Raw genomic sequence first — 22,991 nt, 5'->3', positions numbered from 1 at the left:
TTCTCCTCAGGAAGCCGTCGCTTCAGTCAGGTTGCGGCGAACTTTACTCTCACGCCAGAAGTAAACGCCAACGTAGACAAAGCACAGCATAGAGACCAGGAAGGACAGTTGCAGCGAGTGGAACATATCTGCCACGTAGCCCTGAATCGCCGGTACCACCGCCGCGCCAACAATCGCCATCACAATCACCGCGCCGGCCATTTCAGTATGCTCGTTATCTACCGTATCCAGCGTTCCGGCATAAATCGTTGCCCAGCAGGGTCCAAACAATACGCTGACCAGAACCGCCACCCACACCGCGCTGAAGCTCGGTACCAGTGAGACATAAGCGAGGAACAGTGCCCCGACAATCGAATAGAGGATCAGCACTTTTTCCGGGTTAAAGCGGGTCATCAGGATATTGGCGATAAACTTGCCAATGAAGAAGCAGGCGAAGCTGTAGACCATAAAGGTCGAGGCATCGCGCTCGTTAATATCGCCCATCTCCAGCGCCAGCCGGATGGTAAAGGACCAGACCGCAACCTGCATACCGACGTAGAGAAATTGCGCCAGGATGCCGCGACGAAAGCGGGCGTTGCCTGCCAGATAGCGCAGCGTATCCGCCGCAGAAGGACGCTTATGATTGACCGTTTGCGTCACTTTACAGGTCGGGAAGCGGGTCAGCAGGAACAGCACCATCACCACGACCAGCACCATGATCATGTATTTATAAGGCTCAAGGGTGTTTTCCAGCATCAGCACTTTAAAATTGTGGATCTGCTCAGCATTCATTCCGGCCATCTGTTTTTGCAGACTGTCGCCGTCGGAGAAGACCAGATATTTACCCAGCAGAATACCCGCTGCCGCACCAATCGGATAAAACGTCTGGCTGATATTCAGACGCAGCGTGGCGTGAGATTTAGGTCCGATCATCGAACTGTAGGTGTTCGCTGCGGTCTCCAGGAAGCTCAGGCCAATCGCGATAGCAAAAATCGCCGCCAGGAACATGGTGTAGGTTGCCATGTGCGAGGCCGGGAAGAACAATGTGCAGCCGACAATATAAAGCGTCAGACCGGTGAGGATCGCCACTTTATAACTGGTTTTCTTAATAACCAGCGACGCCGGGATCGCAATTAAAAAATAACCGCCGTAAAACGCACTTTGTACCAGCGCGGAGGCAAAGTTACTGAGTGAAAATACACTTTTAAACTGCGTGATTAATATATCGTTTAACGCAGCCGCGCATCCCCATAGCGGGAACAGGCAGGATAACAAAATAAACTGGAACAGAGGTGTTTTATTCAGATACCCGTCGGGCATCTGAACGATGTTTTTATCGTTCATAGTGCTACCTTTTACTGTGCAGGGTGATTATTCGTTTAATGCCAGGAATTCATTGAATTGTTCAATGCTGGGATAAGACGACTGGGTACCTTTCCCCGTAACGCTAAATGCGGCGAAGAGAGAGGCTTTTTTCATGGCGGCTTCAACGTTTCCGCTCTGGACGTAGTAATGCGCAAAGCAGCCAATAAAGGCATCGCCCGCGCCGCTGGTATCAATGGCATTTACGTTGTAAGAAGGAACGTGAACTTCCTGATCGCGGGTCATCCACAGCGCACCTTTTTCGCCCATGGTGACGATAATATTATTCAGCCCTTTCTCGATCAGACTGCGGGCGGCGGCACGGATCGCTTCATGAGAATTCACCGGCATGCCGGTCAGGATTTCCAGTTCGGTTTCATTGGGCACGAAGAAATCACATTTGCAGGCATACGACATATCCAGTTCACGCAGTGCCGGGGCGGGGTTTAATAACACTTTGATGCCGTGCTTTTTGCCGAACTCTATCGCGTGATATACCGTCTCCAGCTGAACTTCCAGTTGCAGCACGATGAGCTGGCATTTTTTCAGATCTTCTGCCGCGCGATCGATATCTTCCGGGGAAAGGAATTTGTTCGCCCCTTTGATAATAAGAATACTGTTACTGGAGTTCGGATTGACAAAAATAGGGGCCACACCACTGCTGGTGCAGGGCACTTTCTCTACATAAGTAGTGTTAATGCCCCACGACTCCAGATTACGAATGGTATTATCGGCAAAGATATCATCGCCGACTTTGGTCAGCATCAGTACCTTCGAATTAAGCTTGGCCGCCGCGACTGCCTGATTTGCCCCTTTACCGCCGCAGCCAATTTTGAACGCAGGTGCTTCGAGGGTTTCGCCCTCTTTTGGCATCTGGTGGGTATAGGTGATCAGATCCACCATGTTCGAGCCGATAACCGCAATATCCATTTTACTACCTCTCAGAAACAATCACATAACAATGATATTATCGTAACATTATCATGTTATTTTAGTATCATTTGTGACTACGATCGCGATTATGGGATGATTGTGTTGTTTATATAACGTCCAAAAAAGCAATAAAGCTAACGATAAACGAAACCGTTAATTTGCATAATTTATTGATATGGCGGTCTTTATCGTTGTAAAAACGAGCGAATACAGGGTTTTCTTTCCGTGACGTACGCAGTATAGTTATGTGCAGTCGCCATGTTTCTGACGACATCAAAATGTTACTTAAGAAACATTACCAGCCGGATGATGAGAGGGAAGATGGAGACCAAACAAAAAGAACGTATTCGCCGCCTGATGGAATTGCTCAAGAAAACCGATCGCATCCATCTTAAGGATGCGGCGCGAATGCTTGAAGTCTCCGTCATGACCATCCGTCGTGATTTCAGCCAGGAGGACAGCGAACCGCTGCCGCTGACGCTGCTGGGCGGCTATATCGTGATGGTCAATAAGCCGGCTCAGTCTGCCCCTCTGTCGCCGAAACCGGCACCCTATCACCAGGATGACATGCCGGTGGCTATCCTGGCTGCCGGACTGGTCAGCGAAAATGATGTCGTCTTTTTTGATAATGGTCCGGAAATGCCACTGGTCATCAGTATGATCCCCGATGAGATCACGTTTACCGGCATTTGCTATTCGCATCGGGTTTTTATCGCCCTGAATGCGAAGCCCCATGCCACGGTCATTCTCTGCGGCGGCACCTATCGGGCAAAAAGCGATGCGTTCTATGACACCAATAATCCCTCCCCGCTGGATTGCCTGAATCCGCGGAAAGTGTTTATTTCCGCCAGCGGCGTACATGAACATTTTGGTGTTACCTGGTTTAATCCGGACGATCTCGCGACCAAACGTAAAGCGATGGAGCACGGCCTGCGCAAGATTCTGCTGGCACGCCACGCATTATTTGACGAGGTTGCGCCCGCCAGCATGGGTCCGCTGTCGGCGTTTGACGTCCTGATTAGCGACCGCGCATTGCCCGTAGATTACGCGACGCATTGTCGCAACGGTTTTGTGAAGGTGATTACCCCGGAATCGGAGAGTGAGTGAGGATCAGGAGAGGCTAAGAGCAGGTTCCTGAATGACGCTGGCATCGGCGTTATCCAGATCGTAAACGGTGACTTTGTCGCTATCCGAGAACAAGGCAAACGAATCGCGAATATCCGGCCGGATAAGGGCAGTCTTCAGCAACGTAAGATGAACGTTATCTAATTTCATTACGTTAAGCTGACACGTGCTGGCGAAACCATAAACGTTTACCCTCTGATACGTCGAGGACAGCTGGCAAATATAGTCTTCAGAAATCGAATTCAGCACGATTTCTTTCATGCCAAATAGCTGACTACTTTTTTCACGCGGATGTCTTAGATAAATAAAGGATTTCGCGGGGGCAGCAATAGATTTTATTTTGTTCATCAACGCCGCAAGGTTGTCATCATTCTTTTGTGACAGAATGTCCTTAAACTTGGAACCGACGAAAATATTAATTTCACCCTTCCTGCTGAGCGTCGCGCTTTCAATTTCTGAGGCTGGCGATTGATCTGCAAGAATATCAATGTAAACCACTTCACAGTTTACATTCATATTCTTATTTTCATTTTTCACGATCGAATAATGCAGTTCGCTTTTGTCAGCTATCTCTTTGATACCATAGGACTTACCCAGCCACACTCTGGTTAACTTACGACTAATTCCTTTGCGTAATTTTATTTGCCTGTCGAGATAGCCTACCGAGTTTATGCTTAAAATACCGTCATCAAATGTTCTGATACCGACATCTTTAGGCAGCATCTTTAAGATATACTGTACTGAAAGATGACTAATATTAGCCATGTATACATAACGAATATTTTTATGCTTAAGAAATTGTTTAATTTTAAGCATATTGATAAAGCCATAATCCATATTGGCAACTAAGCCGGAATCAAAATCCCGCTCTATCACCTCATATATATATGGTTTTAGCTCTACTTTAGTTTTGAGGTAGATCACATGAAAGCGCGCATTAGCATATCGTGCTTTAATTTGTGATACAATTCTAAGCTGGAGTGGAGAGCAAACGATAAAAAAATGTTCAACAATTTCCATCACTTACCCGCTCTTATCACTTCAATTTCGCTAATGATACCATTACAACATGGTATCGTAAAGAAGCTATACTAATACCGCACTATGGTAACAATTGGCAATATTTTATTGTGTACGGAAAAAGAATCTCTTTCAGGGATTAACGAAAAAAAAAGCGCTGAATAAGAATTGCTTTAATAAATAATCTTTCTCTTAACCCAGGATCAGCAGGAAATAATTTATCCACTACAACTGAGCAAGGAATACCCTTGCCCAGCCAATTTGCATCACTCAAAAAAGACAGCAATCTTAGTAAACATGGTCGGATCGGACTGACTGCGGCTGATTTTGACCACATCTTCCAGTTTATCAACCTGGCTTATCATCTGCTCCAGCCGCGAGTCGTCATTGACCAGCAGCCAGATGCGGCTGAGATCGCTGTTCTGTAGCGGTAGGCACAGGATGCCTTCTACGTTGAATGCACGGCGGGCAAACAGGCCGCAGACGTGAGTCATGACACCGGGATGGTTACGCACGGTGAGTTCAAGAATAACGTTATCATGAGTCGGTTGTTGCATGGCTTATTCCCCCACCATTTCAGTATTCGCCGCACCTGGCGGAACCATAGGATACACTTTTTCACCCGCATCGATACGGACATGAATGAGTGCCGGGCCAGGACGCGAAATCATCGCCTGCAATGCCGCCTGCGGATCGCTTTCAGCGTTTAAGTCGCAGGTTTGCAGGCCAAAGCCGGCCGCAATCTGCATGAAATTCACACTCCCCGGATAAGTGGCGGCAAAAACACCCTGCTTGTAGAACAGGCTCTGCTGCTGATGCACCATCCCCAGCGCATCGTTGTTCATCAAAATGATTTTTACGTCCAGGTTATTTTCGGCAGCGGTCGCCATCTCCTGAATATTCATCATCAGGCTGCCGTCGCCGGAAAAGCACAGTATCTTACGGTCAGGGTTCGCCAGCGCTGCGCCAACCGCCGCAGGCAGACCAAAACCCATCGTTCCCAGGCCGCCTGACGTCAGCCACTGACGCGGACGGTTCAGCGGATAGGCCTGCGCGGTCCACATCTGGTGCTGGCCCACATCGGTGGTCACAATCGCGCTATCGTTCACGCAGGCGGCAACGGCGTTAATCAGCCCGTAATGGCTGAGCGGGTCACCCGCCTGGGGGATCGCACCGGGAAATTCGCGCTGTAAATCCGCCACCAGCGTGCGCCATGCTTCACGCGGCTGCCTCTCAATATGCGGGATCAGCGCGTCCAGCACCTCGGCCACGTCCGCCTGAATCGCCACGTGCGGCTGTTTGATTTTCCCCAGCTCGGCGCGGTCGATATCCACATGGATAATTTTTGCGTTCGGGCAGAACTCGGCGGTTTTACCAATCGCCCGGTCATCAAAACGCGCGCCGAGTACAATCAGCAGATCGGACTCCTGCAAAATAAAATTGGTGCTGCGCGCGCCATGCATGCCTAACATGCCCAGCGAAAGCGGATGTGCTTTCGGCAGCATTCCCAGCGCCAGCAGCGTCATGGTGGTCGGCAGATTCGCCTTTTCCGCCAGCTGACGCACCTGTTCTGAGGCGTTAATCGTCCCGCCGCCCAGATAGAGTACCGGACGCGCGGCAGCGTTAATCATTGCCGCCGCCGCCAGAATACTCTGCGTTTCAAAAGCTGGCGCGGGCGCGCGCCCGCCCGGCTCCGGCAGTTCGCTAAGCTCGATTTCAGCGGTCTGCACATCCTTAGGAATGTCTATCCACACCGGCCCCGGACGCCCGGACTGCGCGATGCGGAACGCGTCACTGATCACCTGCGGCAGTTCGGCAATAGTGCGCACCAGATAATTGTGTTTAGTGATGGGGATAGAGATGCCGTAGGTATCGACTTCCTGGAAAGCGTCGGTGCCAATCATTGAGGCGGGAACCTGCCCGGTGATGCAAACCAGTGGAATAGAGTCGAGACGCGCATCGGCGATGGCAGTGACAAGGTTAGTGGCGCCCGGACCGCTACAGGCGATGCAGACAGCAGGCTTGCCTTCGGTGCGCGCCATTCCCTGTGCAATAAACCCCGCGCCCTGCTCATGACGCGCCAGCACGTGACGAATAATTTTACTCTGGCTTAACGCATCATAGAGAGGAAGTACCGTCCCGCCGGGAATACCCGCCACCGTGGTAATGCCCTGACGCTCCAGTAAATGAACGATTAACTGCGCGCCGGTGTAGCGCGTGGTGTGCGATATTGTGCCCGAACTTGCCATGCTCCAGTCCTTTTCTTCTGGGCCGACTTTCCGGGCAGGTTCTTAAACGAAAAACCCCGCCCGGTTTGCGCCGGCGGGGTTTTGGAATCGTGTGTTCCGGACCCTACGGCGCATTGCCGACGACCACCACCACACGTACGACGACAGCCGCAGCGGGTAGCGCGGTTGCTAGTAGCGTCGTGTTCAGCATGGAAGGGTTCATTAGGGACCTGATTGCTTATGAATGTTGTCGTTTTATACAAGCACAGGAAGTAGACTGAAACAACCGCTTTTTGCGCGTCGCAGTGAAATTGGGTGGGCGATCACATTTCCGTTACAAAGTCGTTAAAACAAAAAACCCCGCCGAAGCGAGGTTTTTTCAGGGTTCTGCGGGTGGTAACCGCAGAGCACACTGTGTTACGTCAACGCGAGAAGTATACGCGATCTCGCAAGAACGCGCAATTTTCCGTTGCTATTTTGACCCGTTGAGTATGGATCAGGGTCCTTTTTTTGTCCATAAAATACTGTTCATAAATACAGTATTTATCTATACTGGTTATGTTCGCAGTGTGACATTCGGGGTCCGCTCTATTACGGCGCGATAGATGTCCTGGCTGAAACGGGTGGTGCCGTCAGTGCCTTAACCCCGAGAGAGCACACTGTGTTACGCCAACAATACGGCTGGCAACAGGCGGCGGAAAGGTACGTCAGTCGGTCGTGCTCCTTTACCCAAAGGAGAAGCGTATGGGCGAAATGGATATGGTCATTCTTATCCTGAAACTCATTGTTGCCTTGCTGCAACTGCTTGATGCTGTCCTGAAATACCTGCGGTAAATCAGGTTCAAGCCGCACCTGAGAGGGGCGGGAAACCGCCCCTCTCTCATAAATTTGCGCTGGTTCTGTTCTTCACTCTTATGTTACGTTTTTATGACAACCCACCATTGCGGCTTGCCATGACCCTCACCGTTTTCTGTGTCCTGCTTTTCGCGGCGCTTCTGCATGCGAGCTGGAATGCCATCGTTAAAGCAGGCAGCGACAAACTCTACTCCGCGATTAGCGTGAGCGGCTCTGCGGCGCTTATCGCGCTGATCATGCTGCCCTTTTCTGCTCAGCCAACGCTGGCGAGCGTGCCGTATCTGATTGCCTCCTGTGCGTTACAGGTGGTGTACACCGTTCTGGTCGCAAAAACCTATCAAATCTCGGACATGAGTCAGACTTACCCGCTAATGCGCGGTACGGCCCCGCTGCTGGTCGCGCTGATAAGCGTGACGCTTCTCGGCGAACATCTTTCCGAACTGGCGTGGACAGGCATCGGCGTGATCTGCATGGCCATTCTTGCGATGGCCTTTAGCGGCCATTTTCGCCTGCAAAAAGGGGTCTGGCTCGCCCTGCTCAACGCCTGTTTCATTGCAGGCTATACGCTGGTTGACGGCAACGGTGTACGCGTTTCCGGCACCGCGCTCGGCTATACGTTATGGACCTTTTTTATGAACGGGGCCTGCCTGCTGAGCTGGGCGATGCTGGCTCGTCGACATGACGCCACGCGCTATCTGGTACGCCACTGGAAGAAAGGTATTCCCGGCGGCATTGGCACGATGGGATCTTACGGTCTGGCGCTATGGGCGATGACACAGGCCCCGCTGGCAGTTGTCGCCGCGCTGCGTGAAACGTCGATTCTGTTTGGCGCGCTCATCGCTGCGGTTTTTCTGAAGGAGCGGGTGACGCCGCTGCGCGTGCTGGCTGCCTGCGGAATAGCGGCGGGGGCGATACTGTTACGGCTGGCGTGAAGGGAAATCAATCAGCGCAGCAGCGCCATTAACTCCATCGGCGAACGATGCTGTTTGATGAGGTCACGCATCACCCGCATGTACGGCGCGCTGTAGGTGAAAAACTGGCGGTAGCCGCTGCATAAAACACTGTCGCTCGCTATCCCGCATCCCTGGCAAAAGCGTAACTGCGTACAGTTACGGCATGTCGCGGATAATGTTTCCTGCACCGCATCGCGATGCTGGAACTCCCGCCAGACGGTAAGCGTATCGTCAAATAGCGGTATCGATATGCGCCCGATATCCTCTCTGACCCAGATGCCGAAGATCGTACTTAAGAAATTTCCCCACGCCTCTCCCGTTACCGATGCTGCGCTGAGATGCCCGTCTTCATCCCGTTCCACCAGCGGAGAGAAGTGAATACGCGACAGGTGACGTTCACGCAGATAGCGGTAGACCCGCTGCGGCTGTTGGCTAACCGAAAGAGTGATCCGTATGTCTTTCAGTCGGTGGAGGTAAGGCTCAAAGGTGGCATCTTCCATGATGGGCATCCATTCAAAGGTAATGTTGAATCAGTAATACAAGCTGACGTATATGCGTAACAGCAAACAACAATGCGAGCGACAGGACCGCGAGGGAGATCAAAAATTTGTCACGTACCACGCGCGGCTGCGCGAAATCGTCGAGCTCTACGTCCATCAGGCTGCGGCTGCGGGTATAGTGCCAGATCAGCGCGGCGACCACGATCAGCACGGCAATTGAAACCCAGAATAGCGCCCCGGCTTCATGCCAGTGGTGCTTTACTGCCAGCGCCATCAGCGCGCTATAGCCCAATAATGTACGAAACCAGGCCAGAGAAGTGCGTTCTGGTTGCAGACCGGGATCGGATTCGCGGCGGGCTTTGCGGTTATCCGCCATACAGCACCAGCGCCATCACAATGATCACCACGAGCAGCAAAATAATGCTGATGACCAGTAAAGTGCGGGTATAGGGTAAATCCTCTTTTAGCCGCATCGCCTTCTCATTACGCAGCCAGCGCAGATAGCCATAAATCGACAGTCCCCCTGCGAACAGGCAAAGCAACAGGGCCAGCAGCTCGCGGATGGCGGGCGTGGCGAAATCCGGCGCAAGCTGGTCGAGCCCGACGCCCGCCGCCAGAAAGCCCAGCGCAGTACGGATCCACGCCAGAAAAGTACGTTCATTGGCCAGCGAGAAGCGGTAATCTGGCGCTTCTCCGAGGCGAGAAATTTTCATTACTGCTCCTTTCTTTTGATTCTGTTCCGTACAGACAGGATAAAACATAATGAGGGCACAAGAGAATGTTTCATGCGTAAGGGGAATTTTTCTTTTTAACGCATAATCACAGGCCGGGCCACCCGGCAGTTGAACAACTGCAAATTCTAAAAGGGGGCTGTCATCGCCCCCTCAGTTTCAGGAGAAGCGCTGCGGTTAAAACTTCTGCTTCTTCTCTTCCACCTTGACGCCTTGCGTCGGTAGCCCGGTGTCGTAATCGCGCACCACCGGCGAATAGCCGTCTTCGGGACGCGGGCGGAAAGCGCCCATCCAGCGCGGCTGGGCGTCCTTGCGCCACGGACGCAGGCTCCATTGATAGGTGCGGAACGGATCGCGGATCTTATCCATATAATCCAGCAGCGCATCGTGCATCTGGTTACGCACGTCGGCGAGTGACGGTTCATCGATAAGGTTGCGTAACTCGTCGGGATCGTTGTGCCGATCGTACAGTTCATCGCTGGTAAACAGGTTGAGCACCAGTTTATAGCGATCGGTCACCCAGCAGCGCACCGGAATAAAACCGCCGAAGCTGTCATGCTCAATCTCATAACGGTTGAATTCCACCATCACGCCGCGCGTTTCAGGCGCGTTGAGGATATTCTCGCCCGGCAGAATCGCTGGCTTCTCGATGCCTGCCAGCGCCATCATCGTTGGCAGCAAATCGATATGGCTGACCGGGGTGTTTACCTGCGTCGGCTTGCCATGCGGCGGACGCATAATCAGCGGGATGCGGGTGATATCGTCATACATTGCCGCGCCTTTACTGATGAGCTTGTGCGCGCCCATCATTTCGCCGTGATCGGAGGTATAAATGACCCAGGTATTGTCACGCTGCTCCGGCGTCAGGGCGTCGATGACCCGGCCAATCTGATCGTCGACAAAATCGTTGCAGGCAAAATACATCGGATGATGATAGCGCCCGTCCGCTCCCACCGGCGATGGCATCGCCTGCGCCCACAGGCGGTGGTGCTCAGGTTTGTTGTGCAAATCGTCGTGTGCTTTTTCCCCGAGGTCGTAATAAAAGTCCGCGTACTTCTCCAGATACTCCACCGGGCAGGTGAAAGGGTGATGCGGCTCATCATAGGAGACCACCATCAGGAAGGGTTCATCATCGCGCGCGGGCTGTTGCAGAAAATCCACAGCGCGATTGCTGATACGATGCGCCCAGGTGAATGTCTCATCGATATGATTAGCGTTTAAATCTTCAACGCTATTCAATCCGTTGCGCCAGAGGCCAATCTCCTCCTCGCTCAGTTCTGCCAGGTAATTAGCCCCGTCATACCAGTAATCTGCATCCCATTCCGGCGGGCAAGCGCCGGTGCCGAAATAGTCGTGACCGTCCAGGTGCCATTTACCGATATAGCAGGTGTGGTAGCCCGCGTCTTTAAAATAGCGCCCCATCGTCGAAATGTTTTTGCCGGGAGCGACGTTATTGGTCCACGGTCCTGACTGATTAGAATAGATGCCGGTAAACAGGCCCGCGCGAGCAGGCGTGCAAACCGGGGCGCAGGTATAAGCGGAATTAAAGCGAATACCCTCCCCCGCGAGCCGATCGATATGGTGGGTGTTGAGCGGCTTGCCGCTGTAGCAGCCCACCATATTGGTGGCCTGCGTGTCGGTCATGATGAACAAAAAATTGGGGCGACTCATAAATTTTCCTTAACGTCAGATGCAGACGTCACCGCAAGAGTATGGCGGTTGCGCCAGCTATCAATAATCAGGTAAATCACCACGACGGCGGTGATGCCATAACTGACGATAGTCAGCCAGCGCGTACCGTAGCCGCCATATTGTGCAAGGCCGGAATAGACGCCAATCATCGCGAACAGTATGCCAACGGAGGCGATCTTCACGTTTTTCCACGGCTTCATATCCACGGCAAAAGCGTCCTGGAATTTGAACGGGGTGGCGCGCGGTTTGATCGCGCCGATGATCAACATCACCACCACATTGATGCAGAACGTGCAGGCCAGTACATAGAGAAAATGGAAATCGAACTTCACCAGATAGTTGATGGTGATATAGCTGACGATGCCGAGGAACATGGCTACCTTCGCTGCCAGCGCGGGAATACGCGGGAAGAAAAAGCCCATAATAATAATCGTCACCAGCGGTACGTTATAAATACCATTAAGCTGCTTCATCCAGCTATACAGGCCCTGCGGCGCATTAGCGATCCACGGTGCTACCAGCACCGACACCACCGCGATAAACAGACCGAATTTGCGCCCTGTGCGCACCAGTTGGTCCGGCTGTGCATTTTCGTTGATGATGCGCCGGTAAATTCCCATGCTGAATAGCGTACTGGCACTGTTCAAAAAACCGTTAAAGGTACTGATCACCGCGCCAAACAGAACCGCACCGAAAAAGCCGACCAACGGCAACGGCATGACCTTATTCACCAGCGTCGGATAGGCCATATCGGCACTCGGCAAATCCTGGTACAGATGAAAGGCGATTAAGCCGGGCAGCACCAGAATCAGCGGATCGAGCATTTTAAGCACTGCCGTCAACAGCGCGCCTTTCTGCCCTTCCGCCAGGCTTTTCGACGCCAGCGTTCGCTGTACAATGCCCTGGTTGGTACACCAGTAGAAGGTATTCACCAGAATCAGGCCGGTAAACGCCGCGCCAATCGGCAGCGGGTCGGAGTTGCTGCCAATCGAGTTGAGTTTTTCCGCGTGAACGGTGGTGAGCCGTTCAATTCCCTGGAGGAAACTGCCGCCGCCCATGGCGATTAAACCGAAGATCGGCACCATCAGGCCGCCAATCACCAGCCCGATGCCGTTAATCGAGTCGGCAATCGCCATCGCCCGCAGGCCGCCGATGACGGCATACAAAATCCCGGCCAGCCCCAGCAGCACAACCAGCAGCCAGATCGCCGCGCCCTGCGAGAGACCCAGCGATTCGCCGACATGAAAGAGGCTGTTGAGCGCCAGCGCGCCGGAGTAGAGGACAATCGGCAGGAAGCAGATGCCGGTCGCGATAAGGAAGCAAAAATCGATAATAATGCGCGTGGTTTTATCGTAACGCTCTTCAAGAAAATCGGGGATAGTGGCGATACCGCGCTGCAAATAACGCGGCAGAAAAATCAGCGCCAGCAGGATTAGCGTGACGGCGGAGGTGACCTCCCAGCCCATCACCGACATTCCGCTTTTGTAAGCCTGACCGGAGAGTCCCACCAGTTGTTCGGTTGAGAGGTTCGTTAACATCAGGGAAGCGGCGATCACGGGTGCCTTAAGCGAACGTCCGGCCAGGAAGTAACCTTGTTGCGAGCCGGTATCCGCTTTGCGCACTTTCCACCAGGTGATAACGGCCACCAGTAAAGTAAATCCGACAAAGCTCAAAATTTGCGTAGCATTCATCTTGTAGCCCTTTTTGTTTATATCCCGGTGCCAGAAGGGTAAGAGGAATAGCATTTCCGGGTTAGGCAATGAGATTTCCAGGCATCTCAACTTTCAGAACGCATCTCTGTGAATCAGAGCTATTCACATAGCGGCAGTCTGGAAGGTGAAATGCATAAAACGAGATGCAATGTATCCCTGAGCGACTCTTTTTTTGCTAAATTCCATAACTCAGGTTGTGGGCATAATTCGCTGGCGAGAAATTAAAATGAATGGAAAAATTCAATTTTCGCATGTAAAAAACGAAACTACGTACAATATCCCGTTAGTTCTTGAAGAAAATGTGATCTCAAGCGGAATTTCGCTCATCTCGCTGTGGCATACCCTTGCCGATGAGAGCTACCGCGTCATATGGCCCCGCGATAAGAAAAAACCATTAATCGCGAATTCATGGGTAGCCGTTTACACCCTTCAGGGCTGCGGGAAAATCATTCTTACCGACAATTCCGAAATTATCCTTAATGGCAATTGCGTTATATTCTTAAAACCAATGGATATAAAATCCTATCATTGCGATGGTTTACTTTGGGAACAATACTGGATGGAATTTGTCCCTACCAGCGTTATGGAAATTCCTTTATTACAGCAGGCTATTATTTATAACGGCGATGCGTTTAAGGATGAACTTAATGAAGTTGCCAGCCTGATTGCCAGCCGTAATCCATTAAAAAATAATCTGGCCGTTGCCTTTCTTACGAAGATTATCTACCAGTGGATTTGCCTGATTTTTGAAAACGGTACTAAAGACCGGCAGCTTATCCAGATAGAAAAGCTGATTAGCCTGCTGCATTCGGATCTGCAAAGACAGTGGAGCGTAACGGAGATGGCCCAGTGGATGCAGTGTAGCGAGCAGTATTTACGCCGCCTGTTTTTACGTTATACCGGGAAAACGCCAAAGGAATATTATCTGGATGCGCGGCTGGATCTTGCGCTGTCGCTGCTTAAGCAGGAGGGAAATTCGGTGAGCAACGTGGCCGACGTGCTGAATTTTTTTGACTCATTTCACTTCAGCAAAGCGTTTAAGCGGAAATTTGGCTATGCGCCGTCGGCGGTGCTGCGGCAGAGGAAATAAAGCCAGGTAACGCAGCGCTACCCGGCCAAAAGATTAGCGTAGTTCCGGCCAGTATTCCTTATTGGCTTCAATCAAATCGTCCAGAATGGCTTTCGCCACCGACGCGCTCGGCACCGTTTTAGAGAGCGTGATCGCCTGCCACAGTTTCTGATAAGAGTGTGATTCCCACGCATCCACCACCAGTTTTTCGACCATTACCTGCTGGCCCATCAGTCCCTTCTGGAAATGCGGAATATCGCCCACCGTCAGCGGCTCCGGCCCTTTTGTCCCCACCAGACAGGGGATTTCAACCATCGCATCGGCATCAAAGTTATGGATAGCGCCATTATTCGGCACAATCAGCAGCATCCGCTCCTGCGTGTTGAAGGCAATCGCGGCGGCCAGATCCACGATGTAAGACGCATGTTCGTCGATCTCCAGCTCGCCTGCGCTGGAATGACCGGCTTCGATAATCGCGCGGCAGGCGTTGAAGACCTGTTTTTCGCGGTGGTCCATCACCTCGTTAGCGCGGGTACGTTCCGGGTTGGAATGCGCCACCACATAGTCTGGATAGAGGTAATATTTCAGATAGGTATTCGGCATGGTATCCGGGTCCAGCGCCTGCACATCTTTCGCTTTGGCAAAGGTATCGTTCCAGCTCGCCTCAGTATGTGGATCGTTTGAGGGCGGCACATAACCGTGTCTGGCAACGTATTCACGCAGTTTCGGCATCAGGTCGTTACCGTCCAGATCTTCAATGGACGTCCACCAGCCAAAATGGTTGAGACCATAGTAGCGGGTGCGCATTTGTTTACGATCCTGCAACCCGGCAATTTGCGCCATGCGACCTTCAATACCAATCGGCATATCGCAGATATTGAGGATTTTGGCGTTCGGGCGCAGGCGACGGGTGGCCTCCGCGACGATGGCTGCCGGGTTGGAGTAGTTCAGCATCCACGCGTTCGGCGAATACCGCTCCATATAATCTACCAGCTCCAGTACACCGCCGATAGAACGCATGCCGTAGGCGATCCCACCTGGCCCGCAGGTTTCCTGGCCCAGCACGCCATGGCGCAGCGGGATCTTCTCGTCTTTCTCACGCATCGGATATTTGCCGACACGAATATGCGCCATCACAAAATCGACGTCGGTAAAGGCGGTTTCAGGATCGGTGGTGTAGCTAAAATCGATTTCAGGCGCCTGCTCTTTCATGATCACCTTGCAGGCTTCAGCCACGATTTCCTGGCGTGCGCCGTCGTTGTCATAGAACTTCAGCGCACGCAGCGGCAGACGGTCCTGGTTTGCCAGCAACATTAATACAATACCGGGCGTAAAGGTGCTGCCGCCGCCAGCGATAACCACTGAGAATTTTTTCATGATACAGCCTCCGTCATGGGGATTTGTTCGTTTGATAACGAGGATTTCATTAGTGTTTCCAGCTGGTCGCGCACCTGGGGAACGTGCAAACCAACAATGACCTGAATACCGTTGCCGCGACGCACAACGCCGTGTGCACCCAGTGATTTGAAGACGTCATCGCTTTGCGTTAGCGACATGTCGTGAAGCGCAATTCGCAGGCGAGTCGCGCAGTTATTAACGCTCTCGATATTGCCCGCGCCGCCCAGCGCCTGCAGGAAGCCAGCGGCTTGCCCGAGCCGGGTATCCGCAGCGGCTGCGGTGGTTTGCCCACGCGCCGCCTTATAATCAGCTTTGGTGTAGAGTTTCACTTCGCTGTCTTCACGCCCCGGCGTTTTCAGGTTGAAACGCAGGATAATTGCGCGGAAAAGGACAAAATAGATGACCGAAAACAGCAAACCGATGGCGATATGGGTGAGTATCATCGCCGTATGATTATGAAATAAGGGGATCCATACCTGGGGGATCACGGTATCGATCAGTCCACCCTGTAAATTTGCTGAAACTCCGGCGATGTACATGGTGGTCGACATCGTTGCCGCCAGCACGGCATGAAGGGCGAATAGCGGCGGGCAAATAAACAGAAAAGTAAACTCCAGCGGTTCAGTGATCCCCACGAGCATCGCGGTTAACGCCGCAGGAATTAACAGACCCGCGACTTTCTTACGGTTAGCAGGGGCAGCAGTGTAGTAAATCGCCAGGGCAATGCCGGGAGCCGCAAATACTTTCGAGTTGCCGAACATCGCGAATCCACCTTCAGGGAAGAGCGTTTTCAGCGGTTGGGTTGACTGGCTAAACTCCAGAAGATGCTGCGCCCAGTACACCTGTATTCCGCCCTCAACAGCAGCCGGACCATACATGAAAGGGCCATAAACAAAGTGGTGCAATCCGGTGGGGATGAGAATACGTTCCAGAAAAATGTAGCACCACACACCGACTGCTCCAGCGTTGCGTAAAAATGCCTGTAGGGATTCAATGCCCATTTGTACTTTCGGCCAGCCCAGCAGCGTCAGCCAGGCGCAGGGGATCATGGCGAGGAAAGCAACGATTACGACAAAGGAGCTGCCCTGAAACGTGCCCAGAAATACAGGTAAAGGCTTATCAAAAAAACGGTTATGTAATGCAGTAACGAATCCGGAAATAACAATGGCACCGATAATACTGGTATCCAGCGTTTTTATTCCCGCTATCATGGTAAGACCGCTTCCGGCCACGGGGTCGACACTAAAATCCACGCCGAAAAAACCGCCCCAGGTGGTCCCCATGGCATTAATAAAGTAATTCCAGGTTAAAAAACTGACCATCACCGCAAGACACGCGCGGCCCTGCGCCTGTTTTGCCAGCCCGATGGGCAGGCCAATCGCAAATACCAGCGGCATATTTCTGAATACCGTCCAGCCGCCTTCTTCAATAATATGGACGATTTGTGCAAATAAGCTGTTGGGATCGGTTAAAGACTCGCCCACGAATAGCGGGTTCTGCAACATAAGGGTAATACCCACCACGATACCGGCAAACGGAAACAGCAGCACCGGGGTGAACATCGCACCGCCAAAGCGTTGTATTTGACTGAGCATTTTTTACATCCTCGTTAAAGAACATGTAGAGTATTTATTTTTGTCATTGCGTCCTGCAGGGGTAACAATAAAAAGCGGCACGGTAAAACACATGAGAAGTTGAAATTATTTGTGATCAAACTCATGATTTTAATTTCAACTAAGTTGTCTTATTTTTATGAGAATGTTAGACATGTTCATGAATGCTCTAAAAAATCACAATTACTAACCTTTGCTTCACCTTGAAAAATCACGCCTTTTTGGGGTTCCGCAAAGGGCATAAAGAGGTCCAGGGATGATCTACAAATCTATTGCTGATAAATTAAGACTGCGGCTGAACTCGGAAAACTATAATGTCGGCAGCCCCTTACCCGGCGAGAAAAAGCTGGCGGAAGAGTATGGCGTATCCCGCATGACGATTCGCAAAGCCATTGATTTATTAATTCACTGGGGGCTGGTTGCACGTAAACACGGCAGCGGCACCTATGTTATTCAGAAAGACGTTTATCAGGAAACCACTAACCTGACGGGATTGTGTGAGGTGATGGAGAGCCAGGGCCGAATCGTCTTCAGCAAAGTGCTGGAGTTTGTGGTGATGCCCGCTCCGCCTGCGATTGCCAGACAGCTACGTATCCAGACCGATGAGCGGATCTACTACTCGCGGCGTTTACGCTATGTCGATGATAAACCGATCATGCTGGAAGACAGTTATATGCCGGTGAAGCTGTTTCGCAACTTGTCGATCGCGCATCTGGAGGGATCAAAGTTTCGTTATATTGAAAATGAGTGCGGAATAACAATAACCGGAAATTATGAAAGCCTGTCGCCCATTCTGGCGGACAGGAAAATGGCGCAGTTAATGCTGGTTGAAGAGAGTACGCCGCTATTACGTATAACGTCACTGTCCTATAGCGATAGCGGCGAATTTTTAAACTATTCCATTATGTTCCGCAATGCCAGTGAATATCAGGTGGATTATCACCTGCTTCGCGTGCATGCCTGACCCTTAACCCATGCCCCAGAATAATACCGCCAATAATTGCGGCGTGATGATTCGCAGAAACATCACCAGCGGATAAACCGTGGCGTAGGACAATGCCGCCGCGCCGCTGGTCGCGTGAAGGTTGTTAGCAAAAGCCAGCGCCGGCGGATCGGTCATTGAGCCCGCCAGCATGCCGCAAATGGTCAGGTAATTCATTTTGGCGAAGATACGCGCCAGTAACCCCGCGGTGATCAGCGGAATGGCGGTAATAAAGATGCCATAGCCGACCCAGCTCAGGCCATCGCCCTGAACCAGCGTATGCACAAAATCGCCGCCCGATTTCAGCCCGACCACCGAGAGGAACAGCACAATCCCCAGTTCGCGCAGCGCCAGGTTGGCGCTCGGCGGCATAAACCAGTACAGCTTGCCAATGGTGCCAATGCGCCCCAGGATCAGCGCCATAATCAGCGGTCCCCCGGCAAGGCCCAGTTTTAAGGCCACCGGAAAGCCCGGGATAAAGAGCGGCACGGAGCCCAGCAGCACGCCCAGGCCGATGCCGATAAACACCGGCAGCATTTGTACCTGCTGAAGTTTTTGCTGCGCGTTGCCAAGCTCGGCGGCGACGGCGTCAATTGAAGCCTGGCGGCCAACGAGGTTAAGGATGTCACCAAATTGCAGCGCGGCACTGCTGCTGGCGACCAGTTCCACCCCGGCGCGGTTCAGCCGTGAGATCACCACGTCATAACGCTGTTTAAAATCCAGATCGCGCAGCTTTTTGCCCAGCACTTTTTCATTGGTCACCACCACGCGCTCCACGCACAGGTCGGTGCCGTGGGTCGAGAGCGCGGTTTCAACTTCTCTGCCGATCACTAACTGCGCCGCGCGTAAATCCGCCTGCTGCCCGACAAGATAAAGCAGATCGCCGGACTGTATCAGCGTGCCGGGGGAAGGCACCATCAGCGTCTCGCCGCGTTTCAGCCGCGAGCATATGATTTTATCACTGTTAAGTAGCGGGACGTCCTGGATCGCCAGATTATGCAGGTTAGGGTTTTCGACGCAGAGGTTAATGTTTTGCAGGTGTTTCTGTCCGTTGCCTGAACTGGTTTCGAACTGCTGAGCCTCTTTTTCAACGCTAATGCGAAAAAACAGACGAATCAGCCACATGGACAGCAAAATGCCGCAAATCCCAAACGGGTAGGCCATTGCATAGCTCATCCCCATCTGATCAATCACATCGCCCGTTACCCCAAGATCGCGTAGCACCTGCTGTCCGGCCCCGAGCGCCGGAGTATTGGTGACCGCGCCGGAGAAGATGCCCAGCACCACCGGCAGTGGAATCGCAAACAGCTTGTGCAGGATGGCGGTGACCAGCCCGCCCAGGATGACAATCAGAATGGCAAACAGGTTCAGCCGCAGACCCGATACCCGCAGTGAGGTGAAAAATCCCGGCCCGACCTGAATACCGATGGTGTATACAAAAAGGATCAGGCCAAACTCCTGAATGAAATGCAGCATCGGGCTGCTCAGCATGATGCCTGCCTGTTCGACAAAGTGCCCGACGATAATCCCGCCAAACAGCACGCCGCCGATCCCCAGCCCCACACCACGGATTTTGATGTTGCCGATCCACAGACCTACAATCGCCACCAGCGCCAGAAAGCTGATGGTCAATGCTATATCACTCATGTTTTTTCCCTGTGAATAACATTACGGGTAAAAGGGATTCTCTCAGAGATAACGGGGGATGTATGGGTGGTAGCGCACAAAAAAAGGCTCCACAAAGGGAGCCGGACTTGAAGTTGATGACAAACTTGCTTTTGTTATTGTGTACGCCGTTTTGCCGGGTGGCGGCTTCGCCTTACCCAGCCTACAAAATCATCAATATCAATAGATTGTTCATAACCGTAGGCCTGTGCAAGCGCAGCGCCGCCAGGCATAATTCCACGGTATAACGTTTGTCAGCAATCGGAAAAGGCTCCCTAACGGGAGCCTTTTAAAGATAGAAGGTATAACCGTCTTAACTATTCAGCGCCGGACGCTCGCTGATGGCGATACGCTGGGGGGCGATGGCCTCCGGGACGTTGCGCACGATATCAATATGCAGCAGGCCGTTGGCAAAAGTCGCACCCGCCACTTCCATATATTCCGCCAGCGTGAATGTCAGGCTGAAGGGTTGCATAACCAGCCCCTGATGCAGCCATTTTGGTTCCGATTCCGGTTTCACCGGCGAACCTTTGACAGTCAGGCGGGTGCCTTCAAGCTGAATATCCAGATCTTCCTGACGGAAACCGGCCAGCGCAAGGGTGATGCGATAATGGTTATCGTCGCCTTTTTCAATGTTGTACGGCGGGAAGGCCTGGCCTTCAGTGGTGTTTTGCAGCGCATTTGCCAGTTTATCGAAGCCGATCCACTGACGCAGTAAGGGGGATACATCGTAATTACGCATTGTCATTCTCCTTCAAAGAAGCGAGTTGATACCTGCGAATCCGTGGATTCGCCTGTGCTCCCTGACGGCGAGCATGGTTTGGAGGGGCCGCCAGCGGCGACCCGGTGAAATTAGTTGATCTCGATACGGCGCGGTTTTTTCGCTTCCGGAACCACGCGTTCCAGCTCGACATACAGCAGGCCGTTAACCAGATTCGCGCCATTCACATGAATGTTTTCCGCAAGCTGGAACTTACGTTCGAAGTTGCGCTCGGCGATGCCCTGATAAAGATAGGTGCGCTCTTTCTGCTCGGTGGCATGGGAGCCTTTGACGATCAGCAGGTTGTCCTGCGCGGTGATCTCCAGTTCGCTCTCCGCAAAACCGGCGACAGCAATGGCGATACGATAGTGGTCTTCATCCACCAGCTCGACGTTATACGGAGGATAGCCGCCATTACTCTGGCTCTGGTTGTTTTCCAGCAGGTTGAACAGGCGGTCAAAGCCGATAGCTGAACGGTACAGTGGAGAGAGATCGAAATTACGCATAATAAAAGCTCCTGAAATCAGCGAGAATTTTGGTACTGACCTTCCGTCATGGACAGGTCGCGGTTCCCGGAACACCCCGCAGGCGAGTTCCTCATCGGGCTACATCAGATAAATGGGTACAAAGAAACTTCTTTCAAGAGCGGTGGTCTGATTTTTTGCACTTTCAGGTGTAGCGCATACACTGGGATCAGCGCACAAAAGGTAAAGTGCGATTACTGCCACAGAGCAACGTTTCCGGACTTTTCATTTTGAACCATGGACGTTATAACCCGGATAAGCCGTTTTTGCAGTGCCATAAAGATGATTAAATTATGATGAGAAAAGGTGTTTCCAGACTGGCATTGGTCAGTGGCGTAGTCTGCTTGTGCAGTTGTTCAAGCGTGATGTCTCACACTGGCGGTAAAGAGGGGGTTTATCCCGGCACCCGGGCCAGCAGCAATATGCTGGAAAGCAACACTAACTGGGGCACGAAATCACTGGTATTGTTGGATATGCCTTTTACGGCGGTGGTCGATACCGTGCTGCTGCCATGGGATATGTTCCGTACCGACAGCTCGGTGAAATCCCGCGTTGAAAAAAGCGAGCAGGATGCGCAGGCAACCAATGCGGTGATCCCGCCCGCGCAGATGCCCTCCCACTGATTCAGTCCCTGGTTTCAGTTATCCATAGCTGACGGAAGCCGTCGGTTTCTTCCATCCAGGCGATAAGCTTACCGTCTGGCGAAAAGACAATAGCGTCGGCGGAAGGCGCGTTTTCATGATCGGTAGTCAAAAAGGTGATGTCGCCAGTGTGTGCATCGCAGCAGGCAATCCGCTCTTCCAGCACAAATCCCAGCGTCTTTCCCGACGGATGCCAGTTAAAGGCCGACTGAATATCCGTCGTATTATGCGTAAGCTGGCACGGCTCGCCTCCGTCTGGCGACATCAGCCAGAGCTGAATAATGCCCGCGTCATCGCGCATCAAAAAAGCGATAGCCGTTCCCTGCGGATTAGCCCGCACCCAGTGACGCACCGACGTTGCCAGTCCAGGATACGGGCGCTGATGGGTAAAGGTCAGACGACGCTGAACCACGCCTGCAGGTGGCGCAGGTAGCGTGCTTTCCGTTCCGGCCAGCGGCGCATCTCCGGCGCGTTGCCAGCCAGCGCGAGTCTGCGGCAGATCGACAATAAACAGCTCCGGGACTTTTTCGCCCGCCAGCGACAGCGTATCGCCGATAAATGCCAGCCGATGATCGCCCACCCAGCCCTCTTCATAAGCCCGGTTGATCTCATCGCTGCCCGGCTGTGGTACTGGCATAGTCTGGCTCACCAGCACGCACCAGTGGCTACCGGCATATTCGCGTGGATGCTGGCCCTGAGGTGCAACCGGGCCATAAGGTGCCGCCACGCCGACATTGCGTAGATCCAGCGCCGGATCGCGCTCGTGCAGCACGTGGTCATTATAGGTAAAGCTGATGAACTGCCCGTCCGGGCTGAACACATGCACATGCGTACCGCCGCGCAGCGCGCCGGGCGTATAAGGCGTGGTAATATCCATCGCGTCGAGGTTCTCCGCTACGCCATTTTCGACGACCACGCCGCGACGGTGATGAAAATCGTAATGCCACTGCGCATCCGGGTTTTCCGGGCCGTGGATAAAAACGTATTTCTCTGCCTGCGGACTGACAGTCACCACGCCCACATGCGCCCCCGACGTTGCACGGTAAATCACCTCAACCGCGCCGGTATGGACGTTAACGCGCTCAATGGTTTCGCCGGTAAACGACGCGCCGGAGGGACGCACATCAAACGCCAGCCACTGACTGTCCGGCGTCCAGGTGTGGATATTGGTCAACTGGTGATGGCGAGGTGCGAAGGTGAGTTGTTTCATGGGCGAGATCCGGCTACGTGAGAGGGCATCAGGGTAGCG

At 52.6% G+C, this 22,991-nt stretch carries 23 protein-coding genes and 1 other annotated feature; of the genes, 6 read left to right on the top strand and 17 right to left on the bottom strand.

Annotated features, from left to right (window positions below):
* Positions 1 to 6 precede the first annotated feature (6 nt).
* Complete coding sequence (gene fucP / locus P0H77_RS00180; protein WP_276160586.1) at positions 7 to 1,323, bottom strand: L-fucose:H+ symporter permease; 1,317 nt, start codon at positions 1,321 to 1,323, stop codon at positions 7 to 9.
* A 27-nt stretch (positions 1,324 to 1,350) separates the two neighbouring features.
* A complete protein-coding gene (gene rbsK, locus P0H77_RS00175) occupies positions 1,351 to 2,271 on the bottom strand; it encodes a ribokinase (protein ID WP_276160581.1) in 921 nt (306 codons plus the stop codon).
* Between the two features lie 324 nt (positions 2,272 to 2,595).
* Between rbsK and P0H77_RS00170 the strand changes: the two genes are divergently transcribed.
* Positions 2,596 to 3,381 (top strand): DeoR family transcriptional regulator, encoded by a 786-nt coding sequence (locus P0H77_RS00170; RefSeq protein WP_276160580.1) that lies wholly within the window; start codon positions 2,596 to 2,598, stop codon positions 3,379 to 3,381.
* Between the two features lie 3 nt (positions 3,382 to 3,384).
* Here P0H77_RS00170 and P0H77_RS00165 read toward each other — a convergent pair whose 3' ends face one another.
* The 4 genes from P0H77_RS00165 to ivbL form a co-directional block, all read right to left on the bottom strand.
* Positions 3,385 to 4,419 carry a glycosyltransferase family 52 gene (locus tag P0H77_RS00165; protein ID WP_276160579.1) on the bottom strand — a complete coding sequence of 345 codons (1,035 nt, stop codon included), beginning with the start codon at positions 4,417 to 4,419 and terminating at the stop codon, positions 3,385 to 3,387.
* Between the two features lie 266 nt (positions 4,420 to 4,685).
* On the bottom strand, positions 4,686 to 4,976 hold the full coding sequence (gene ilvN, locus P0H77_RS00160; protein WP_276160578.1) for an acetolactate synthase small subunit: 291 nt from the start codon (positions 4,974 to 4,976) through the stop codon (positions 4,686 to 4,688).
* 3 nt (positions 4,977 to 4,979) lie between these two features.
* Entirely contained in the window at positions 4,980 to 6,668 is a 1,689-nt protein-coding gene (gene ilvB, locus P0H77_RS00155) for an acetolactate synthase large subunit (protein WP_276160577.1), read from the bottom strand.
* Positions 6,669 to 6,771: 103 nt separating this feature from the next.
* Positions 6,772 to 6,870 (bottom strand): ilvB operon leader peptide IvbL, encoded by a 99-nt coding sequence (gene ivbL / locus P0H77_RS00150; protein ID WP_276160575.1) that lies wholly within the window; start codon positions 6,868 to 6,870, stop codon positions 6,772 to 6,774.
* A gap of 521 nt (positions 6,871 to 7,391) precedes the next feature.
* Here ivbL and tisB point away from each other — a divergent pair.
* Both tisB and P0H77_RS00140 read left to right on the top strand, forming a co-directional pair.
* On the top strand, positions 7,392 to 7,481 hold the full coding sequence (gene tisB, locus P0H77_RS00145) for a type I toxin-antitoxin system toxin TisB (RefSeq protein WP_103676286.1): 90 nt from the start codon (positions 7,392 to 7,394) through the stop codon (positions 7,479 to 7,481).
* A gap of 119 nt (positions 7,482 to 7,600) precedes the next feature.
* Entirely contained in the window at positions 7,601 to 8,434 is an 834-nt protein-coding gene (locus P0H77_RS00140; RefSeq protein ID WP_276160573.1) for a DMT family transporter, read from the top strand.
* Between the two features lie 11 nt (positions 8,435 to 8,445).
* Here P0H77_RS00140 and P0H77_RS00135 read toward each other — a convergent pair whose 3' ends face one another.
* The 5 genes from P0H77_RS00135 to P0H77_RS00115 form a co-directional block, all read right to left on the bottom strand.
* Positions 8,446 to 8,955, bottom strand: coding sequence for a radical SAM protein (locus P0H77_RS00135; protein WP_276160566.1), 510 nt, complete (start codon positions 8,953 to 8,955; stop codon positions 8,446 to 8,448).
* A gap of 13 nt (positions 8,956 to 8,968) precedes the next feature.
* Complete coding sequence (locus P0H77_RS00130; RefSeq protein ID WP_276160559.1) at positions 8,969 to 9,331, bottom strand: DUF202 domain-containing protein; 363 nt, start codon at positions 9,329 to 9,331, stop codon at positions 8,969 to 8,971.
* Positions 9,321 to 9,668, bottom strand: coding sequence for a DUF202 domain-containing protein (locus tag P0H77_RS00125; RefSeq protein ID WP_276160554.1), 348 nt, complete (start codon positions 9,666 to 9,668; stop codon positions 9,321 to 9,323). Before P0H77_RS00125 ends, P0H77_RS00130 begins: the two co-directional genes overlap by 11 nt.
* 195 nt (positions 9,669 to 9,863) lie before the next feature.
* Positions 9,864 to 11,357 carry a sulfatase-like hydrolase/transferase gene (locus P0H77_RS00120; RefSeq protein WP_276160552.1) on the bottom strand — a complete coding sequence of 498 codons (1,494 nt, stop codon included), beginning with the start codon at positions 11,355 to 11,357 and terminating at the stop codon, positions 9,864 to 9,866.
* A complete protein-coding gene (locus tag P0H77_RS00115; RefSeq protein ID WP_176918503.1) occupies positions 11,354 to 13,069 on the bottom strand; it encodes a solute:sodium symporter family transporter in 1,716 nt (571 codons plus the stop codon). Before P0H77_RS00115 ends, P0H77_RS00120 begins: the two co-directional genes overlap by 4 nt.
* Before the next feature lie 247 nt (positions 13,070 to 13,316).
* On the opposite strand from P0H77_RS00115, the gene P0H77_RS00110 reads away from it, so the two are divergent.
* Positions 13,317 to 14,180 (top strand): AraC family transcriptional regulator, encoded by an 864-nt coding sequence (locus P0H77_RS00110; protein ID WP_276160544.1) that lies wholly within the window; start codon positions 13,317 to 13,319, stop codon positions 14,178 to 14,180.
* A gap of 33 nt (positions 14,181 to 14,213) precedes the next feature.
* Here the strand turns inward: P0H77_RS00110 and P0H77_RS00105 are convergent, their stop codons facing one another.
* Positions 14,214 to 15,536 carry a 6-phospho-alpha-glucosidase gene (locus P0H77_RS00105; protein ID WP_276160537.1) on the bottom strand — a complete coding sequence of 441 codons (1,323 nt, stop codon included), beginning with the start codon at positions 15,534 to 15,536 and terminating at the stop codon, positions 14,214 to 14,216.
* Positions 15,533 to 17,152, bottom strand: a complete 1,620-nt coding sequence (locus P0H77_RS00100) for an alpha-glucoside-specific PTS transporter subunit IIBC (RefSeq protein ID WP_276160535.1) — start codon at positions 17,150 to 17,152, stop codon at positions 15,533 to 15,535. The genes P0H77_RS00105 and P0H77_RS00100 overlap by 4 nt, the downstream gene beginning before the upstream one ends.
* 274 nt (positions 17,153 to 17,426) lie before the next feature.
* On the opposite strand from P0H77_RS00100, the gene P0H77_RS00095 reads away from it, so the two are divergent.
* Positions 17,427 to 18,134, top strand: coding sequence for a GntR family transcriptional regulator (locus tag P0H77_RS00095; protein WP_194207661.1), 708 nt, complete (start codon positions 17,427 to 17,429; stop codon positions 18,132 to 18,134).
* 3 nt (positions 18,135 to 18,137) lie between these two features.
* Here the strand turns inward: P0H77_RS00095 and P0H77_RS00090 are convergent, their stop codons facing one another.
* The 3 genes from P0H77_RS00090 to ibpA all read right to left on the bottom strand — a co-directional run bounded on the left by P0H77_RS00090 (position 18,138) and on the right by ibpA (position 21,083).
* Positions 18,138 to 19,799, bottom strand: a complete 1,662-nt coding sequence (locus P0H77_RS00090) for a putative transporter (protein ID WP_276160533.1) — start codon at positions 19,797 to 19,799, stop codon at positions 18,138 to 18,140.
* 331 nt (positions 19,800 to 20,130) lie between these two features.
* A complete protein-coding gene (gene ibpB / locus P0H77_RS00085; RefSeq protein ID WP_276160531.1) occupies positions 20,131 to 20,559 on the bottom strand; it encodes a small heat shock chaperone IbpB in 429 nt (142 codons plus the stop codon).
* A 110-nt stretch (positions 20,560 to 20,669) separates the two neighbouring features.
* Positions 20,670 to 21,083 (bottom strand): small heat shock chaperone IbpA, encoded by a 414-nt coding sequence (gene ibpA / locus P0H77_RS00080; RefSeq protein WP_176918515.1) that lies wholly within the window; start codon positions 21,081 to 21,083, stop codon positions 20,670 to 20,672.
* Positions 21,077 to 21,154 (bottom strand) — a sequence feature (ROSE (Repression Of Heat Shock gene Expression) occurs in the 5'-region of heat shock genes and acts as an RNA thermometer to modulate expression.). Its footprint overlaps the gene before it by 7 nt.
* A gap of 240 nt (positions 21,155 to 21,394) precedes the next feature.
* Between ibpA and P0H77_RS00075 the strand changes: the two genes are divergently transcribed.
* Positions 21,395 to 21,724, top strand: a complete 330-nt coding sequence (locus tag P0H77_RS00075) for a YceK/YidQ family lipoprotein (protein WP_276160530.1) — start codon at positions 21,395 to 21,397, stop codon at positions 21,722 to 21,724.
* A 1-nt stretch (position 21,725) separates the two neighbouring features.
* On the opposite strand, the gene P0H77_RS00070 is transcribed toward P0H77_RS00075, so the two are convergent.
* Positions 21,726 to 22,952, bottom strand: a complete 1,227-nt coding sequence (locus tag P0H77_RS00070) for a DUF3748 domain-containing protein (protein ID WP_276160529.1) — start codon at positions 22,950 to 22,952, stop codon at positions 21,726 to 21,728.
* Positions 22,953 to 22,991: the final 39 nt, after the last annotated feature.

It is taken from the genome of Superficieibacter sp. HKU1, assembly GCF_029319185.1.
Lineage (GTDB): Bacteria > Pseudomonadota > Gammaproteobacteria > Enterobacterales > Enterobacteriaceae > Superficieibacter.
Note: the sequence above shows the minus strand (reverse complement) of the source record. Positions and strands in the feature narration are given on the sequence as shown.